The following is a 17058-nucleotide window of genomic DNA, read 5'->3' on the forward strand; positions in this document are numbered from 1 at the left end:
ATTTCGCGACGACGCGCTCGCCGAAGCCCGCGGATCCCGGGCCGCAGCGCTTCCGCCACCTTCCCGCTGATCGCAATGACTGTCATGCATGCGCAGGCATCCACGATGCTGGACGCGATGACGAGACCGCAGAATATGGCCGACGTTTTCGCAGACAAGAACACGGCCGTACCGAACCGATTCCCGAAGAGTGCGCTCCTGACCTTTCATGCTCAATCGCTCAGCCGCGACGGCCGGTAAACGACCACACGATCAACCGATGATCGGCAGTCACGAGACCGGCGGCAGGATCGAGCGTGATGTCGAAGCCGCTGAGACAGAGGAGCCGCGCGATATGCCCAGGAGCCCCCTCCGCTTCGGCGAAATCCGTCCGCACGTTCCGCTGCGCCCGACGGGCCGGAGGAACGAGTCCGACGGAACTCACCCGGCCGCATTGCCGGTGGCGATCTGCCCGCCGATGAGCACGAAGGTGCCGGTACCGGCAGCCGCGTGCGAGTGGCCGTGAAGGCTCGGCCATCTGGGAGGTTCGATCCTGCGCAACGGGACCGCCAAAGTCGGAGGAACGGTGGTCATGGTAGCCTCCTGTCGGGCTCCGCGATGCAGCGAACGGAGCTGTGAGATCCGGTTGCAGTCTCGGACGTCCCCGTGGGCTGCGGGTCGGGTGAAGTCGCGCAGCCCACGGGCTCACGGCCCTGTTTTCAGGAGACCTGAAGGCAGGCGCGAACGAGGGAGCAAGCGTGAACGCGGCCCGAAGCGACGAGAAGCGCTCCTGCAGAATCTCGCATGGAGGACCCGGCGCATTGCGGCTCTCACCCGCCGCGACAAGCGCCTGCATGCCGCCGCGACGGGCGCGAGGTACGGCCGCACCCCAACGAAGGATCCGGCGAGCCGGTCGCAGACCATCCCCAATTCGTAAGGTCCGAGGAAGGGGGCGCCGCTTCGCACCGTCATCCTTTCCTGGGAGCTGGAGGCGCCTACGGAACGCTCGATAGAATGCCTCCGTAAAGAGAGGACCGCCCGGTTCCGTCGAGTCGATAATGATTGCCTCGAACTGGTCCCTGGCCTCGGTGACATACTGCATCCCGTCCTTGACCGCCGTCCTCGCCCGCGGTTCCTCGAACGCTCATCCCGAAAACATCGGAAGAAAGCGCCGCGCTAGGTCAGTCACCTCGTCGATTTCCACAAGGGTGCGTGTTCGACCGGATGCTTCAGCACTTCCTTCAGGGTGCCGCCGCCAAGGATGAGCACGTCCCGCGCGGAGCCGTGAGCCATCAGCCGCACGTGGGCAATCATACCGCACTAGATATGACTACTGCGCTCAGTCAGTTGAACGATGCCATCGAGTAGCACCACCTTTCCGGAGGTCGAGTTCCCGAAGATCAGCACTTCCTGGAACAAGGCCCTCCAGTGGTAGAGGGCGTGATCGACGGAAAGCATCCGTTTATGGTGCCCGTAGTGTTTCTCAAGCCACGTCATAGGATTGCCCCCGCTCGCGCTCGGCAATGATGACCTGTTCCGGCGGAGCGCGCCCTTGAACCTCAATGAGCTTGCGCGGCTGCACGTCGCCCATGAAGACGTCGGCTGCAGCGGAAGTCGCAGGCCGGCGCATGCGGGTAGCGGCAATCAGGCTTCGGCCATTCTGTTCTCCGTTGTCCGGGTTTCCGCCGGTCGCAAGGCAGAGGTGCGCCCGCGACCGGCGGGGCCGCGGGTTGCATGGCTTTGTTGGCGGCGGGAGATCCCTGGTTATGCGGGCTTCGGCTCCGCGGCGGCAGGCTCGCGCACCTGAAGCACCGTTAGGCGTTTCGACTCTCCCGTGCGCGTGGTCCAATCGATCGACTTGCCGACGGGAAGCCCGATCAAGGCTGTACCGATGGGCGTCAGGACCGAGATCCTGCCCTTCGAGATGTCGGCCTCGTTCGGGTAGACGAGAGTCACCGTCTGCACCCGCCCCGTCATGTCGTCACGAAAATCGACCTCGCAGCCCATGAATACGGTGTCGACCGAGTGGCGGCCCTTCGACAGGACATGTGCGCGGTCGAGCTCCTCGGCGAGTTCGGCGGCTATGTCAGGCATGGTGCTCGAGGCGGCGTTGGCAAGCACTGTGAGCTTCTGGTGGTCCGATGCCGTCAGGATGATACGGGGTTTGGCGCCGCCGGTGGGTTTCTTCATCATGTCACGTCTCCTGTTCTGGTGTGGACGTCAAGGCCGTTCATGCGGCGCTTGGTCCGTAATCGTCGTCATCATCGCGCCCCTGCGGCTCAGGGCTGCTCTCCGGATCCAGACGGCGTCGTGGAGTGATCCGGACAACCCTGCCGTCAGGCTGTTCAGCGTCGTGATGTCTAGGCTTGGAGGGCGGGTCGTTCGGGAACGGCTGCATGGCATGGTCTCCTCTGCACCGGATGAGAGTCGAAGCGGGGTGCGGTGTGAAGATTTGCGTCCGAAGCTCGGCATCGATGGGCTTTTGCTCCGCACATGCGGCAGCCGCCGGAAAGGCCGAGGCCTTGCCTGCCCGATGAGCGGCTTGGCGTTCCGTCAGGCGGAGCATGAACTTGAAGAAGTGTTGAAGCATGCCGCGGCATCGGATGCGCCAGCATCCGGCCTCACAAGATGTCTGAAAGTATAGGATCTTGCGTGACCCCGAACCCGGGGTGCGGATGCACGTCGAGCCCGGGGCTATTGGCCCGCGATGAGATTGCCTGCGCGAAGCTGGCCGCGATGATATTGTGAAAAGCTCAACATAATATGCTGATGCTGGTACACATTGCCCCATTTGTCAAATCGCTCGGGGCCGATGTGGCGGAATGTCCTGTCTCGATTTCCATCTTGAGATTGCTCACCCGGGCGTTGAGGGCGCAGCCGTATGAGTCTCCTTCGCGGATGATCCGGACGGTCGCGTGGTTCAACCAACCGAAATACGTTACAGCCACATGCAGAAGTTCCCCTCGGACCTTTGAGGCAGAAACTCCGCGAGCCCGATCTTGCAACTGTTGATCTTGATCGGCATGCCGGTGCCGTTCTGAATCAAGAATGCCTCCTTCATAGGATCGTTAGGTAAAGCGGAACTTCTCATCGAGCGCCTCCGGAACGTTTCATCCGGACACCTCGGATCCTAGAAGTTCATGGGTCCGTCGCTTCCGAAGGAGCACCGAGGGCACCGCACCACAGCCCCTGGCAATCTGCATTCGCATATGCTGCAGCGTGTCATCGTGCGCATTTCGGCATCGATGATCTCTCGCAGGGTTTAGACCGTCGCTGCGGCTCCGCGCAAAAACCGCTGTCGGAAGAACTGTCGGCGCTTCCGCTCTCCGTACACATCGGCTTTCACATGAGGCGATGCTTAAGGCCGGAGCATAGGACCGGTCCCCAAAAGCGCAGTTCCACCTTTCACGTCCGATGCTCTAGCGCCTCTCGCCCGACCGGAACGTGTGTCGCGGCAATTCGGGCAGCAGGGAGCAGCGTAAGGGATCCGCACGGGCCAAGGATGCTGACCGACGTCGCGTGTCCGAACATTCCGCCCAGGCTTTCCCGGAGCATGATCTGCGCGAGCGTCAGCGCGAGTAAAATTGAGAGAATGACGGTGGACAGGACTTCACCATGCGGCTCTCTCGTCGAGATGGCCGCTCGTGAGTTTTCACTTGTGCTTGCAGGAAAACCCGCGCGCCGGAGCGATCCACGGAGTGGATGCTGATGAGATCGTGGCTGGTCCGGTTTTCGCGATGTACCGATCATCCCCGGGCTGGATGCGTCCAGCCTCAGGCTCCCGTCTTCAGACATCCTGCGTGAAGTGCGACAACGGCACGGATCGTTGATATGACGCCGCTGCGCATTTCGTGGTGCGCGCTGCGGGGCCCGGGAAGGTCAATGGCTGACAATGTGAAAGACCGGATATGCGAGACAATGTGCAATGAGCAGGGAACCGAAGAACAGATCCTTGATCTATCGATCAAGTGGCTCGAGGAGCGGATCAAGCAGAGCGCTGAGCACGAGAAGCGGTCCGAACTCGTTACGGCGCTGAGAGCGCAGGGGATCATCTACAGCACCATCGGGATCCGCCTGGGCATGAGCTCAAGCACAGTCAGTGGAATTGCACGGGAGCACAGCCGACAGGCACACGGCTAGCGTATCGGACGCAAAGGGCGGACACTCACCTTTTGGAGCCGATCCGACGCTCTCGCCGCATCAGGCGCACGGTCGGACGCGGACATCCGGTTCCGCACGATGGCTGAACCACGCGCATCTCGCCTCTCTTGCCGATCTGAGGATCCGATACAGTTTCCTCACACGGCGACTTGCCACGGGATCTTGTGCCATGACACCTGCGACGACATCTGCATCGACACCTGCAAGTCAGGGGGCCCGTTTCGGGTCTTCACACGCTGTCTTCCGGGAGCAGGTGCCGGATTCGTGCATCGGTGCCGAGAAACCGACCGGCGCTGCGGTGCATGGCGATGTGAATGCGCAGGTCCAGGAGATGAGGCGCCGATGACAAGTGGACGTTACGCCATTGGCCTGGCGCGCGCCTTCGGAGGCGCGATTCTCTTCGGCATCCCGCTGCTGATGACCATGGAGATGTGGTCCCTGGGCTTCTCGATGGGACGTGGCCGTCTGCTGCTGCTCCTGACCTTCACCCTTCTGGTGCTGGTCGGCCTCTCCTACTTCTCCGGCTTCGAGAAGACCTTCAGTCTGAAGGAGGATGTCATGGACGCGCTCGCCGCCTTCGGCGTCGGCGTGATCACGTCGGCCGCGCTGCTCATGGTACTCGCGGCGATCTCCCTCGAAATGACCTGGGGCGAGATCGTCGGACGCGTGGCGCTGCAGAGCGTTCCGGCCGGCATCGGCGCCATGCTCGGGCGCAAGCAACTCGGCGCTGGGCAGGACATGGACGCGGAAGAGGAACGTAAACGGGAGGCGGGCTATGGCGGCGAACTTTTCCTCATGTTGGCGGGCGCCCTGTTCCTCGCCTTCAACATGGCTCCGACGGAGGAGATGATCCTAATCGCGTTCCAGATGACACCGTGGCATGGCCTGGCGCTGGGCGTGCTCTCCATCACGCTTCTGCATGTCTTCGTCTACAGCATCGGCTTCTCCGGCCAGGAGAGCCCCCCCGAAGGCGGCAGCTTCCTGTCGACCTTCCTGCATTTTACGCTGACCGGCTACGCCATCGCCCTCCTGGTGAGCCTCTACGTGCTCTGGACCTTCGGTCGGACGGACGGCGTGTCCCTGGCCGAGATTGCGAACATGCTCGTGGTGTTGGGCTTCCCGGCCTCGTTGGGCGCTGCGACCGCGCGGCTGGTGGTGTGAGGCGCCGATGAAGCGGGAACACGGAACAGGGGACATGCGGGCCGCCAAGCCGAAGCCGCAGGTGCCGTGGCTGGAATGGCTGGCCGCGGGCCTCGGCCTCATCTTCGCGCTCGGTCTCTTCGGCATGATCGGGTGGCAGGCATTCAACGGCGCCACCGTGCCTCCCGCCGTCACCGTCGAGGTGGAGGACATCGCCCGGATCGATGGAGGTTATCGGGTTCTCTTCAGGGCGCGCAACGGTGCCGGCGAGGCCGCCGCGCAGGTGGAGATCGAGGGCATCGTGTCCGGGCCCGAATTCAAAGCCGAAACCAGCCGGGTCGTCCTCGACTACATCCCAGGCCGCTCGACACGGCGGGGCGGCCTGTTCTTCACCCGTGATCCGCGCTCGGGCGCCCTGGACGTGCGTGCCACGGGCTTCGCGGAACCCTGAGCCTGTCTCTTCGCCCTTGAGAATTCGCGAAGAGTTTGTGCGGGGGCAAAGTGGTGGCGAAGACGAAATAGGCCTGGGTCTGCAGCGAGAGGCCCACCGTGTACATGTGGTGCGCCCACACCACGAAGCCGACCACGCCGATCGCTACCATGGCATAGGCCATGCCGAGATAGCCGAAGATCGGCTTCTTCGAGAAGGTCGAGATAATGTGCGAGACGATGCCGAAGGCCGGCAGGATCATGATGTACACTTCGGGGTGGCCGAAGAACCAGAACAGGTGCTGATAGAGCACCGGGTCGCCGCCGCCCGCCGGATCGAAGAAGGTGGTGCCGAAGTTGCGGTCGGTGAGCAGCATCGTGATCGCGCCCGCGAGAACCAGCAGCGACGCACACGGCCGTCGACGACGGTGATGTCGACCATCCAGCTGGCCGCGGCGTCGCCCGGGCGCTCGCCCCCCAACACCAACAACATGCTTTCGGACGAGTTGGCCATACCTGACAAGACGAGGATCCAGATCGCGGCTAGCTTCGAGGCCAAGCAGACGCTCAATGCCGAAAAGGTCTCCTATGAGGCAAGAAAGTCGCGAGCGTACGGGGCCTGCATCGGACGAGCCTCCCGGTGCCGCACCCCGGCGCCACCTACGGCCCGAAGAAGCCGCCGTACATCCTTGGGAGCTGCTCGCATTCGAGAACAAGTGAAAGCCTTCCCTTGGTGCATCGCTGCGGCAGGCCTTGGCGGATTCCTCGGATCCCGACGAGGCACTGGACCTCGGCTGCGTGGCCGCGCAGGGGCACCTCGCGCGTGACGCGGAGGGTGCCTACAGCGTCTCACTGGAGGGCAAGCCGGCGACGGCGTTCCTGTGCGAGCAGATTGCGCGCTCCCAGACGAGCGCCACCGTGCCGATGCCGGATGTGCGCGCCTATGCGAAGTGGCTTGCGGACTGAACTCCATCCGCCGCTTGACTGCACCTCGGCTGAGCGCGGGAACCGACTCCCTGAGCATGTCGCAGAAGTGCCAGGAACGGTCCTTGCAAGAGGCCGCACCAAAGCGGATTTGCGCTTGCATTCTTCCGAACATTTCCATAAGTCTCGACACATGGAGCGAGAGAACGTCAGCTTGGCCCTTGCGGCCTTAGCCCAGTCGACCCGCCTCGATACCTTCCGGCTGCTGGTGCGGCACGAACCGGACGGGCTGCCGGCCGGCGACATCGCCCGGGAGCTGGCAGTCCCGCACAACACCATGTCCTCACATCTCGGCATCCTGTCTCGTGCGAGACTGGTTCGCTCCGAACGCCGGAGCCGCTCGATCATCTACCGCGCCGACCTCGATCGGCTCCGGGAGGTCGTGACCTTCCTGCTCAAGGATTGCTGCGGCGGCCATCCCGGCGTGTGCGCTCCCTTGATCGATGCCCTCGCTCCCTGCTGTTCTCCGAAGGAGACCCTCGATGGCTGACCGTTCCTCCAACGTACTGTTTCTGTGCACGGGCAACACCGCCCGTTCCATTCTGGCCGAAGGCATCCTGCGCAAGGACGGTGCCGGCCGCTTCAACGCCCTCTCGGCCGGGAGCCAGCCGAAGGGTACCGTCAATCCGTTCGCCCTGAAGGCACTCGACAGCCTTGGCTATCCGGCGCACGGCTTCCGCTCCAAGAGCTGGGACGAGTTCGCGAAGCCGGATGCGCCCGTGATGGACTTCATCTTCACCGTCTGCGACAGCGCCGCCGGTGAAGCCTGTCCGGTGTGGCTGGGCCATCCCGCCACGGCGCACTGGGCATCGAGGATCCCGCCGCAGTCGAGGGCAGCGACATCGCGAAGGAATGAGCCTTCGTGCAGGCCGCCAAATACCTCAAGAATCGGATCTCGGCCTTTCTTGCCTTGCCCATGCACAGCCTTGATCAGGTCGCGCTGACCCATCACCTGCGAGAGATCGGGAAGCTGGAAGGCGCGACCTCCGGCACCGTACTTCTCTTCGACCGCCGCTCCGCCTGAGGTTTCGCCATGGACGCCATCATCTACCACAACCCGGACTGCGGCACGTCCCGCAACACGCTCGGCCTGATCCGCAACGCCGGCATCGAGCCGCACGTCATCGAGTACCTGAAGACCCCGCCGACCCGGCTCCTGCTGCGGCAGCTCATCGACCGGATGGGTGTGAGCGTGCGGGAGGTTATCCGCGAGAAGGGCACGCCGTACAAGGAGCTCGGTCTCGACAACCCATCCCTAACCGACGATGAGCTTCTTGATGCCATGATGGCGCACCCGGTCCTGATCAACCGCCCCATCGTCGTCACGCCGAAGGGCGTGCGCCTGTGCCGCCCATCCGAGGCCGTTCTCGATCTCCTGCCGCCACAGCTCGGCGAGTTCCGCAAGGAGGACGGCGAGATCGTCGTCGACGCCTCCGGACGTCGTGCGGCCACCGCCTGAAGGATTTCTCCATGTCACTCTTTGAGCGCTACCTAACCCTTTGGGTGGCCTTGTGCATCATCGTGGGAATCGCCCTCGGTTCGCTGATGCCAGGCGTGTTCCAGGCCATCGGCAGTGCCGAGATCGCCAGCGTAAACCTGCCCGTCGCCGTGCTGATCTGGCTCATGATCATCCCCATGCTGCTCAAGATCGACTTCGGGGCCCTGGGCGAGGTCCGCAGCCAATGGCGTGGCATCGGCATCACCCTGCTGGTGAACTGGGCCTTCAAGCCCTTCCTGATGGCGGCACTCGGCTGGATCTTCGTCGGCTATCTGTTCCGGCCCTGGCTGCCGGAGGCGCAGATCGACAGCTACATCGCGGGCCTGATCCTTCTCGGCGCCGCCCCGTGCACTGCCATGGTCTTCGTCTGGAGCCATCTGTGCAGCGGTGAGCCGCGTTTCACGATCAGCCAGGTCGCCCTCAACGACGTGGTGATGGTGTTCGCGTTCGCGCCCATCGTGGCGCTCCTGCTCGGGCTCTCTGCCATCACCGTGCCATGGGATACGCTCCTGCTGTCGGTGGGCCTCTACATCATCGTGCCTGTGGTCATCGCCTATGGGGTGCGCTCCCGCCTGCTCGCCTCGGGCGGTGAGACTGCGCTCAAGGCTCTGCTCGCACGCATACAGCCCCTGTCGCTTGCCGCGCTGCTTGCGACCCTCGTGTTGCTCTTCGCCTTCCAGGGCGGGCAGATCCTGGACCAGCCGCTGGTCATCGCTATCCTGGCCGTGCCGATCATGTTGCAGGCATATCTGACCTTCGGCTTTGCCTATTGGCTCAACCGGGCCAGCGGCGAGGCCCATTGCGTAGCGGGTCCCTCGGCACTGATCGGGGCGAGCAACTTCTTCGAGCTCGCGGTAGCGACCGCCATCAGCCTGTTCGGCTTCGAGTCCGGCGCGGCGCTCGCCACTGTTGTGGGAGTGCTCGTCGAGGTTCCAGTGATGCTGTCGCTGGTGAAGGCGGTCAACCAGTCCCGGGACTGGTATGAACGGAGCAGCCGGCTTTCGGAGCGGAGGGTCGCGGCTGGTGAGTGATCTTCCAAACATCGACGTCTCGGCCCTCGACGTGCCAGACCTCGGCAAGTTGGAGCCAAAGCGAGTGTCCACCCACCCGCCTCGCATCCTGATGCTCTACGGCTCATTGCGAGAGCGGTCCTACAGCCGCTTCCTGACGCTTGAGGCGGAGCGCCTGCTCCGACACTTCGGCGCCGAAACCCGCGTCTTCGACCCGCGTGGTCTGCCGCTGCCGGACGCCACTGCCAGCGACCACCCCAAGGTGCAGGAGCTGCGGGAGCTGTCGCTCTGGTCCGAGGGGCAGGTCTGGTGCAGCCCAGAACGGCACGGCGCCATGAGCGCGGTGATGAAGGCGCAGATCGACTGGATCCCGCTCGCGACAGGATCGGTACGCCCCACCCAGGGTCGCACGCTGGCCGTCATGCAGGTTTGCGGCGGCTCCCAGTCCTTCAACGCGGTCAACCAACTGCGCGTGCTCGGACGCTGGATGCGCATGGTAACGATCCCGAACCAGTCCTCGGTCGCCAAGGCATTCCAGGAGTTCGACGAGGCCGGGCGGATGAAGCCTTCCTCCTATTACGACCGCGTCGTCGACGTGATGGAGGAGCTGGTGAAGTTCACGCTGCTGACCCGCGACCGCTCGGACTATCTCACCAGTCGCTACAGCGAGCGTAAGGAGGCTGCCCAGAAGGAGGCCAAGCGCTTGGCCGAGGCAGCCATGAACTCTGAGGTGAAAGCTGCGGGATAGGGCGAGCCTGGCAGGCTGCTAGGGAGAAGGAATGGATCGCATATAAGCGATCAGATCCGCGCGCTCGGCAGCATCGTCGATCCCATGGAATTGCATGCTGGTCTTCGGGACAACGGCTTCGGGCTCGGCGGTGAACCTGTCGAGCAACTCCTGGGACCAGACCCTTTCGCGGGCGGCGAAACGGCGCATGGCCGGAGAGTAGTCGAAGCCGTCCTGCGCTGCGATGGGGCGTCCGACGATACCCGCGAGGTTCGGCCCCTGTAGGTTTGTCTCGCCTGGCACGATCGAGTGGCACGAGTAGCAGTACTGGAACACACGCTCGCCCCGTGCTGCGTCGCCGGCATGCACTGGGGAGGTCATTCCGTAAAGGACGGCGCAGGCAAGGTGCACAGGGGCGTGCCTCACTGCGTCGTCCCAGCCCGGATCACCACGAGCCGGTCCGCACCGGATTCGGGCAGCCAGACCTCGCCCGGCCGGCCGAGGATCTGGCGCACGTTAGCCCCCTCCTCAGACTTCGGGATGGTCGTGAAAGCCTCGGTCTTGGGATCAAAGGAATGAATGGCATTGCCACCGAAGTCGGACACCCAGACTATGTCGCGCTCATCGACATAGACCGCATAGGCCTTTGGGCTCTCGCCGGGCAGTTTCCAGGCCTTCCACTCGCCAGACACCGGATCGTGCATCGACAACTGGCCCGAGTTCCACTCGGAGATCCACAGACGGCCCTGGCTATCGGACCAAACCCGCCGCGCCCCCTGGTTCGGGGTCGGGGGTTCGATCACCCTCGCCTCGCCTGTTTCCAGGTCGATCCTCGCCAGGTGATTGCCCGCAAGAGAGACGTAGTAGACTTCGCCGTCAGGTGTCGAAGCAATGCCGTAGGGTCCACGCCCATCGGGATCCTTGAACACCTTGATATCGCCGGTCTTCGGATCGAGGCGGCCATAGATGCCGTTTTGTCCTGTGAACCAATGCACGCCGTTCCTGTCGAACGCGCCCGTGTTGAGATTGGTGTAGCCGGTCTCCTTGGGCAGCCGCCAGACCTTCACTTCCTCCGTGTGTGGATCAAACCTCACGATGGCGTTCTGCCCGCCGTCGGTGATCCAAGCTGCCCCGTCGGGCCCCTGGATCACGCCGTGAGGCGCCGATTTCGGCCCGAGCGGCACCTCGCGCACCTGGCCGGACTTCGGGTCGAGGATACCGAGCGCGCCGTTGCGCTGGGCCGTGTACCAGACCTTCCCATCGGGAGCCGGAGCGACATCGTGCGGGCGCGCTCCCTGGGGGAGATCGTAGACTTGGCGGTCGAGAGCGGATGCGGACGTGGGAGCGAGGGCGGCAGTTGCCGCAAAAGCAAGGCGACGGAGCAGCGCGACCATGGGAGCCTCCTGCTGGCGGTGCGGAGCATGGAGCCAGTTTGTGTCAGCCTCCGGGCTGGACAAGACAGGATGTGATCACACCGCCGCGACCTCCTCAGGTTTGCAGGATCGGGATCGTCGCTCCGCCGACGGCGCTCAGGATCACCACCAGCCACGGCGGCGTCCTCCACATGAACAGCAACAGGAACGCGGCCGCCGCGAGGGCAAAGTCGGCGGCACCCAGGATCCCGGCCGTCCAAACCGGGTGATACAGAGCAGCCAGGAGCAGGCCGACCACAGCGGCATTGACGCCCCTCAGAGCGGACCGCGCCATCGGCCTGCGGCGCAGGTCCTCCCAGAACGGAAGGGCTCCGACGACCAGTAGAAGCGAGGGCGTGAAAACGGCGACCAGGCACAAGGCCGCCCCGGCCCATCCGTTGGGCTGCGGACCCATGACCGCGCCGAGATAGGCCGCGAAGGTGAACAGCGGACCGGGCACCGCCTGGGCCGCGCCGTAGCCGGCGAGGAACGCGTCATTCGACACCCAGCCCGGCGGCACGACTTCCGCCTGGAGCAGCGGCAGGACCACATGGCCGCCGCCGAACACCAGGGAGCCCGAGCGATAGAAGGCATCGAACAGGGCGATGCTCTGGCTGCCCGTCGCCGCCGCCAGGACCGGCAGCCCGATCAGCAGAGCGAAGAACGCGAGGAGTGCGGCGAACCCCGCCCTCCGGCTCACGGACAGGGAGAGCACCGCGTGCTCGGCAGGCGCCTCTCCCTGCAGCAGGGTCACGCCGACGAGGCCGCCGAGCACGATGGCGCCGATCTGTCCCCAGGCGGAAGGGATGGCCAGGGTCATGACGGCCGCCGCGACTGCCAGGGTGGCGCGCTCCTTATCCGGTGTGAGGGATCGGGCCATGCCAAGCACGGCCAGCGCCACCACCGCCACGGCGGCCACCTTGAGGCCATGGAGCCATCCGGAGCCGAGAGCCTCGCCCAGGAATCCGGTGCTGAAGGCGAACAGCACCAGGATGATCGCCGAGGGCAGCGTGAAGGCGGTCCAGGCCGACAATGCCCCGAGATAGCCGGCCCGGGACAAGCCGATGGCCATGCCGACCTGGCTCGACGCCGGCCCCGGCAGAAACTGGCACAGGGCCACGATGTCCGCGTAGGCCCGCTCGTCGAGCCAGCGGCGCCGGATGACGAACTCGTCACGGAAATAGCCGAGATGGGCCACAGGACCGCCGAAGGAGGTCAGGCCGAGCTTGAGAAAGGCCAGGAAAACCTCACCAGCCGCATCCTGGGGCCTCTTCGCCTGCGCCGGAGGGGTCGCCAATTCGTTCATGGTCGGATCGAAGCTCGTGGGCGGGAACAATGGGTAAGGTCGCAGGTTGGGCCGGCGATCCGTTCCGTCGGAACGGTGCCCCGGCATGAGATGTGCTGCAACCACCTCAACCATGGAGAGTGCCATGGCAAGCCCCGCCGAGCGCGAACCGGGTAACTACGCCTAGTAGATGCACATTGCGAAGGTCAAGCTCGAGCCGAAGGCGATCAAAGTGACGGCTGTCCCGGGCGTTCAGACCGTCCGCATCGAAGCAAGGGCGTAGACTTACCGTTTCGTTCGACTGTGATGTGAAGGATGGCACTTTCGGCTTGACTGGGAACCGCAACGGGCGCATTTGCCTTGTCCATTCGCACCCTGCTCCGGCGGGCTGCGGACCCACAGGAACCCTGAACTTCATGCCAAGCGACAGTCACAGTCGATTGACCACGCCGTTGCCGGCCTGCGCGGACGCCTGATCGCTTGATCGGCTCGCCCATGACCGGTCTGCGACGGCTGGTCGGAAAGAGGTGAGCCCATGACCCTCCTGAACCTGTTCCCGCTCCGCGCCGGCGCGCGCACGGAGCACGTATCCTCTGAAGATCGCGGCGTGACGCTGATGATCGTCCTCCTCCTCGGGCTCGTGTTTGCGCCCATTATCGGCCTGCATATTGCGATGGTTGCCGCCGGCCCTGCACCGGAGACATCCGACAGCCTTGCCCATCACGCCTCGCCGCCCAAGCCCAGCCGCGGCTGATCCTTCTTTTGCCGGAACTGACCGATGATGAATTTCCATGGCCTGCGCCAGGGCCGGCTCGTGCGCTTGGCGCATGAGGGCACCGCGCTCCCAGTCCCCGCGGACGTGCTCTGGATCGACCTCTACGATCCTAGCCACGAGGAGGAGAAGACCGTCGAGGCGCTGCTTGGGCTTCAGGTGCCGACCCGTCAGGAGATGGCCGAGATCGAGGAGTCGGCTCGTCTCTACGAGGAGCACGGCGCCCTGGTCATGACGGCGGTTGTCATCAACGGTGTCGCCGAGGGCCGGCCCTCCCGCACTCAGGTTACCTTCGTTCTGACCCCGACCCACCTGGTCTCGGTACGTTACGCCGACCCGGTGCCCTTCCGCACGTTCATGGCCAAGACCCAGCGTCAGCCCGGTGCCCACACCACCAGCGACGGCCTCCTCGCCTCGCTCCTGGAAAGCATCGTCGAGCGGGCCGCCGACGTGCTGGAGATGGTGGCGGCCGACTTGAACGAGGTCTCAACCCGGCTCTTCATCGAGGACCGCAGCCCGAAGCGCCGCAAGGTCAAGCGGGTGGAGGACGAACTCCAGGTGCTGATCAAGCGACTTGGGCGCAAGAACATGACTATCGCAATCCTGCGCGAAAGCCTGCTGTCGCTGTCGCGACTGATCCCCTATGTTCGCCAGGGGGCGGAGGAGTGGCTCACCAACGGTAGCCCGGCCCGCCTGAAGCAGGTCGAGCGCGACCTGCGTTCGCTCTCGGCCTATGAGGGGCAACTGTCATCCGAGATCGTGTACCTGCATGAGGCGACGCTCGGGCTGATCAATCTCGACCAGAACCGCATCATCAAGGTGTTCTCGATTGCCGCCGTGCTGTTTCTGCCGCCCACCCTGGTGGGCACGATCTACGGCATGAACTTCGAACGCATGCCGGAGCTGGCCTGGGGCTACGGCTATGTCTTTGCCCTAGCGCTGATGGTCGTCTCGGCCGTGCTGCCCTATCATTGGTTCAAGTGGAGGGGCTGGCTCTAGCTCTCCCCCCTCCGGCTGATCGCCAGGAGGGGTGCCATGCTCCATCCCGTACGCGTTGCTGCTCCTTTTCTCCCTGACATGGGCGGCCGCCCTGGTCTCTACATCCCCGGCCCGGACGCAATCGGAAGTCGACCTCGCGCTCGTGCTGGCGGTGGACATCTCCTGCTCCATGGATCCGGCCGAGCAGGAACTCCAGCGATCAGGGTTCGCCGAGGCCTTCCGCTCGACAGAGGTCCAGGATGCAATCCGCAGCGGCATGCTGGGCCGGATTGCCGTCACCTACGTGGAATGGGGCAGCAGCTACGATCAGAAGGTGCTGGTGCCCTGGACGGTCCGCGATGGAACCGAAACCACCTGCACTTTGCGGCGACCCTCGACACGCTGCCCCTTCGTCGTGGCATGCGCAGCTCGATCTCGGCTGCGCTGGACAGGGCCGTCGGCTTGTTCGATGAGGGCGGCCTGAGTTCCGGCCGCAGGGTGATCGATGTCTCGGGCGACGGCGCCAACAACGAGGGCCGGCCTGTGCTCCAGGCGCGCGAGAACGCGGTGGCGAAGGGCGTCATCATCAACGGCCTGCCGCTGATGCTCAAGAAGTCTGGCTACATGGATGATTTTGGTCTTGATCTGTACTTCCGCGTCTGTGTCATTGGCGGCCAGGGCTCCTCCATAGTGCGGGCGCGTGACAAGGCGCAGCTCAAGGAGGCGATCAAGACCAAAATCATCCTCGAGGTTTCCGGCATCGATCCCTCCCCTCACCCGCTTGTGCAGCGGGCACAAGCCGATGATTGCCTGAAGGGCGAGACACAATGGCGCAACAGGATGGGCAACTGAGCGCTATCGGCCGGGAAGCACCAGCACCTGGGGCTGCCTCGGCAAGCTTGCGCGCGAGATTGTCACGGAGGCCGTGTCGCTGAACTCGACCGGGTAGTGCTCGCGGGCGGCTGAGAGGAAGCGCTCCAGGGTTGAGGAATTGAAGTAGTGCATCGGCACCATGAGGGGTGCGTTGATGGACTTGAGTACCTCCATCATGTCCCTAGTTTCCATGGTGTAACCACCATCGACCGGCACCAGCAGAACATCGATGCGCCCAAGCTTGGTCAGGTGCTCCGGTGTGAGGGTATGGTGCAGATGCCCCAGATGCGCGATGCAGAGCTGGGCCGTCTCAAACACGAAGATCGAGTTGCCGTCGTACTCGGTTGTTCCGCCATAGGTACGGATGTTGGTGGAGACGTTGCGGATCCGGACATCCCCGACGGTGAGATCGTGATCGGCTGGACCGCCGGCAGGGTTCCAGCCCCGGAGCACATGCGCAATCTCAGGGTCGGGAGCCCGGCTGAAGTGGGTGGAATGCGCCTTGTTCATGGTGACGATGCGCGGCGGTGTCGAAGGCCGGACGGAGTCGTTGTAGTCGGTGGCGATGCGGATGCCTTGCGGTGTCTCGATCACGAAGGTGGCGTGTCCGACGAAGGTCACGCCGACCTCGTTTTGCGCGAGCGCGGCCCGGATCACGAGCGGCGGCGCCGAGGCGATCAGGCCCGGGCAGGCTTCCGGCTTCTCCTGCTCCGCCGCCTGCGGCAAGGATGCGCCACCGGTCAGCAGGAAGGCGGCCAGCCCTCCCGTCATCACCCTTTGCAGAGCTCCCATTCCCACCTCCCGGCTAGACACCCCACCCCGCGTGGGATTCCATGAGAAAGCAAATTCCGGGCACCGTCTTGCGGCCTCCTGCGAGGATGTGCAGGATCTGACCTATCAGATAGGACACCCGTCCAGGTTCGTCATCGTCCAATCGTCGCGTGCGGGGCGGCCACAGACTTCCGCTCCGGCGATCCTCGTTCCCGCAGCCGACGTCCTCGACGGTCATCCGCCGGACTGACAAACCCAGGTCCGGGCGGGTGTGGGCGTACCAAGCATCAGCGGAGCGGCTCCCGGACATCGAACCCGACCGAGGCATAGAGCGACATCGAGAGGGTGCAGAAGGCATCCTGGGCAGGCGTTCGCCGATCGCGTCGTCAGCCCGGGCAAGGGCTGCCTCCATGAGCCGCCGCCCGAGGCCGCTGCCTAGACCAACGCATCGACAGGGATTGGCCCAATGCCGCAGATCGGGTCGCCTTCGGTGATGAAGCTGCCGCCGACCAGCCGCCCATCCAGCTCGGCGGCCACCCCATAGATCGATGGGGTCGCGATGAAGGTCTCGGCCAGCTGCGTTCCCGCATCCCCCGATGGGAAGTCCCACAGGAAGCCAGCTGGTCCGCGATCCCCTGAAGGCCCCGAAGAAGATGCGTCCACAGACCCTGCATCGGCGGTTCAGCGGGACGAAGCTCCGGGAGCATGACTGCCTCCCGCTTGCAGCGTCCCGATCATGTCCGTGCCTCCGATTGCGCTGGATTGCCTGTCAGGTTCCTGCGGAAGCGCATATCAGGCGAATGAGATTCCGAGCCAGATCGTGAGGAAGGCAAAGAAACTGACGATGGCACCCCACTCCGATCCCGTCAGCCTGCCTGAAGGTGACGCTGATGGATCGCCCGTGACCATGATACCACCCTCGCTCGATATGGCCCCGCTGCCGCCAGGGACACGCGAGGCTCTCAATCGCACCTGACCCAAGGTACGGCGGAGTGCTGGCCGCGGATGTGCTGGGTGACACACCCGCTGACACGGCACG

At 64.4% G+C, this 17058-nt stretch carries 23 protein-coding genes and 3 pseudogenes; 13 read left to right on the forward strand and 13 right to left on the reverse strand.

All coding sequences use genetic code 11. The features are described from left to right. Window positions 1-220: 220 nt before the first annotated feature. The 7 genes and pseudogenes from GR328_RS01900 to rnk all read right to left on the reverse strand — a co-directional run bounded on the left by GR328_RS01900 (window position 221) and on the right by rnk (window position 2172). On the reverse strand, window positions 221-424 hold the full coding sequence (locus tag GR328_RS01900; RefSeq protein WP_160882828.1) for a hypothetical protein: 204 nt from the start codon (window positions 422-424) through the stop codon (window positions 221-223). Next, window positions 421-573: a hypothetical protein gene (locus tag GR328_RS01905; protein ID WP_160882829.1), complete on the reverse strand. Its 153-nt coding sequence runs from the start codon at window positions 571-573 to the stop codon at window positions 421-423. The genes GR328_RS01900 and GR328_RS01905 overlap by 4 nt, the downstream gene beginning before the upstream one ends. Window positions 574-1024: 451 nt before the next feature. Next, window positions 1025-1081: pseudogene (locus tag GR328_RS28440) on the reverse strand (hypothetical protein); the annotation flags it as partial. Window positions 1082-1164: 83 nt separating this feature from the next. Beyond that, a complete protein-coding gene (locus GR328_RS28445; protein ID WP_425486998.1) occupies window positions 1165-1293 on the reverse strand; it encodes a spermine/spermidine synthase domain-containing protein in 129 nt (42 codons plus the stop codon). Between the two features lie 6 nt (window positions 1294-1299). Beyond that, on the reverse strand, window positions 1300-1476 hold the full coding sequence (locus GR328_RS28450; protein WP_160882831.1) for a hypothetical protein: 177 nt from the start codon (window positions 1474-1476) through the stop codon (window positions 1300-1302). Beyond that, entirely contained in the window at window positions 1463-1609 is a 147-nt protein-coding gene (locus tag GR328_RS01920) for a hypothetical protein (RefSeq protein WP_160882832.1), read from the reverse strand. Before GR328_RS01920 ends, GR328_RS28450 begins: the two co-directional genes overlap by 14 nt. A gap of 134 nt (window positions 1610-1743) precedes the next feature. Next, window positions 1744-2172 (reverse strand): nucleoside diphosphate kinase regulator, encoded by a 429-nt coding sequence (gene rnk / locus GR328_RS01925; protein WP_170304098.1) that lies wholly within the window; start codon window positions 2170-2172, stop codon window positions 1744-1746. 1638 nt (window positions 2173-3810) lie between these two features. On the opposite strand from rnk, the gene GR328_RS01930 reads away from it, so the two are divergent. The 3 genes from GR328_RS01930 to GR328_RS01940 all read left to right on the forward strand — a co-directional run bounded on the left by GR328_RS01930 (window position 3811) and on the right by GR328_RS01940 (window position 5731). Next, window positions 3811-4119 (forward strand): hypothetical protein, encoded by a 309-nt coding sequence (locus tag GR328_RS01930; RefSeq protein WP_160882833.1) that lies wholly within the window; start codon window positions 3811-3813, stop codon window positions 4117-4119. Between the two features lie 363 nt (window positions 4120-4482). After that, the gene (locus GR328_RS01935; protein ID WP_160882834.1) at window positions 4483-5301 is read left to right on the forward strand and encodes a TIGR02587 family membrane protein; all 819 of its coding nucleotides are present in this window, start codon (window positions 4483-4485) and stop codon (window positions 5299-5301) included. Window positions 5302-5308: 7 nt separating this feature from the next. Then, window positions 5309-5731: a hypothetical protein gene (locus GR328_RS01940; RefSeq protein ID WP_160882835.1), complete on the forward strand. Its 423-nt coding sequence runs from the start codon at window positions 5309-5311 to the stop codon at window positions 5729-5731. 52 nt (window positions 5732-5783) lie between these two features. Here GR328_RS01940 and GR328_RS01945 read toward each other — a convergent pair. After that, window positions 5784-6116, reverse strand: a pseudogene (locus GR328_RS01945) (cbb3-type cytochrome c oxidase subunit I); the annotation flags it as partial. 346 nt (window positions 6117-6462) lie between these two features. On the opposite strand from GR328_RS01945, the gene GR328_RS01950 reads away from it, so the two are divergent. The 6 genes and pseudogenes from GR328_RS01950 (at window position 6463) to arsH (ending at window position 9949) form a co-directional block, all read left to right on the forward strand. Continuing rightward, the gene (locus GR328_RS01950; RefSeq protein WP_160882836.1) at window positions 6463-6675 is read left to right on the forward strand and encodes a hypothetical protein; all 213 of its coding nucleotides are present in this window, start codon (window positions 6463-6465) and stop codon (window positions 6673-6675) included. A gap of 151 nt (window positions 6676-6826) precedes the next feature. Beyond that, window positions 6827-7183, forward strand: coding sequence for an ArsR/SmtB family transcription factor (locus GR328_RS01955; RefSeq protein WP_160882837.1), 357 nt, complete (start codon window positions 6827-6829; stop codon window positions 7181-7183). Further along, window positions 7176-7717 (forward strand): annotated as a pseudogene (locus GR328_RS01960) (arsenate reductase ArsC). Before GR328_RS01955 ends, GR328_RS01960 begins: the two are co-directional and overlap by 8 nt. Window positions 7718-7726: 9 nt before the next feature. Then, complete coding sequence (arsC, locus tag GR328_RS01965) at window positions 7727-8152, forward strand: arsenate reductase (glutaredoxin) (RefSeq protein ID WP_160882838.1); 426 nt, start codon at window positions 7727-7729, stop codon at window positions 8150-8152. 11 nt (window positions 8153-8163) lie between these two features. Further along, a complete protein-coding gene (gene arsB / locus GR328_RS01970; RefSeq protein ID WP_160882839.1) occupies window positions 8164-9222 on the forward strand; it encodes an ACR3 family arsenite efflux transporter in 1059 nt (352 codons plus the stop codon). Beyond that, window positions 9212-9949 (forward strand): arsenical resistance protein ArsH, encoded by a 738-nt coding sequence (gene arsH, locus GR328_RS01975; protein WP_160883017.1) that lies wholly within the window; start codon window positions 9212-9214, stop codon window positions 9947-9949. Before arsB ends, arsH begins: the two co-directional genes overlap by 11 nt. An 18-nt stretch (window positions 9950-9967) precedes the next feature. Here arsH and GR328_RS01980 read toward each other — a convergent pair whose 3' ends face one another. The 3 genes from GR328_RS01980 to chrA form a co-directional block, all read right to left on the reverse strand. Beyond that, window positions 9968-10354, reverse strand: coding sequence for a c-type cytochrome (locus tag GR328_RS01980; protein WP_205789662.1), 387 nt, complete (start codon window positions 10352-10354; stop codon window positions 9968-9970). After that, on the reverse strand, window positions 10351-11322 hold the full coding sequence (locus GR328_RS01985) for a Vgb family protein (RefSeq protein WP_160882840.1): 972 nt from the start codon (window positions 11320-11322) through the stop codon (window positions 10351-10353). Before GR328_RS01985 ends, GR328_RS01980 begins: the two co-directional genes overlap by 4 nt. Window positions 11323-11416: 94 nt before the next feature. After that, window positions 11417-12646 carry a chromate efflux transporter gene (gene chrA / locus GR328_RS01990; RefSeq protein ID WP_160883019.1) on the reverse strand — a complete coding sequence of 410 codons (1230 nt, stop codon included), beginning with the start codon at window positions 12644-12646 and terminating at the stop codon, window positions 11417-11419. A 514-nt stretch (window positions 12647-13160) separates the two neighbouring features. On the opposite strand from chrA, the gene GR328_RS01995 reads away from it, so the two are divergent. Genes GR328_RS01995 through GR328_RS02005 form a run of 4 tightly spaced genes read left to right on the forward strand, consistent with a single transcriptional unit; the run spans window position 13161 to window position 15227 of the window. Next, entirely contained in the window at window positions 13161-13379 is a 219-nt protein-coding gene (locus GR328_RS01995; RefSeq protein ID WP_246215625.1) for a hypothetical protein, read from the forward strand. 24 nt (window positions 13380-13403) lie between these two features. Then, window positions 13404-14396, forward strand: coding sequence for a magnesium transporter CorA family protein (locus GR328_RS02000; RefSeq protein WP_160882841.1), 993 nt, complete (start codon window positions 13404-13406; stop codon window positions 14394-14396). 31 nt (window positions 14397-14427) lie between these two features. Then, a complete protein-coding gene (locus GR328_RS27905; protein WP_343039255.1) occupies window positions 14428-14859 on the forward strand; it encodes a DUF1194 domain-containing protein in 432 nt (143 codons plus the stop codon). Then, complete coding sequence (locus tag GR328_RS02005; protein ID WP_281351891.1) at window positions 14796-15227, forward strand: DUF1194 domain-containing protein; 432 nt, start codon at window positions 14796-14798, stop codon at window positions 15225-15227. Before GR328_RS27905 ends, GR328_RS02005 begins: the two co-directional genes overlap by 64 nt. Window positions 15228-15230: 3 nt before the next feature. On the opposite strand, the gene GR328_RS02010 is transcribed toward GR328_RS02005, so the two are convergent. Then, window positions 15231-16040, reverse strand: coding sequence for an MBL fold metallo-hydrolase (locus GR328_RS02010; protein ID WP_160882842.1), 810 nt, complete (start codon window positions 16038-16040; stop codon window positions 15231-15233). Between the two features lie 414 nt (window positions 16041-16454). Continuing rightward, the gene (locus tag GR328_RS02015) at window positions 16455-16682 is read right to left on the reverse strand and encodes a hypothetical protein (RefSeq protein WP_160882843.1); all 228 of its coding nucleotides are present in this window, start codon (window positions 16680-16682) and stop codon (window positions 16455-16457) included. Window positions 16683-17058: the final 376 nt, after the last annotated feature.

The organism is Microvirga makkahensis, assembly GCF_009830105.1.
GTDB classification, from domain to species: domain Bacteria; phylum Pseudomonadota; class Alphaproteobacteria; order Rhizobiales; family Beijerinckiaceae; genus Microvirga; species Microvirga makkahensis.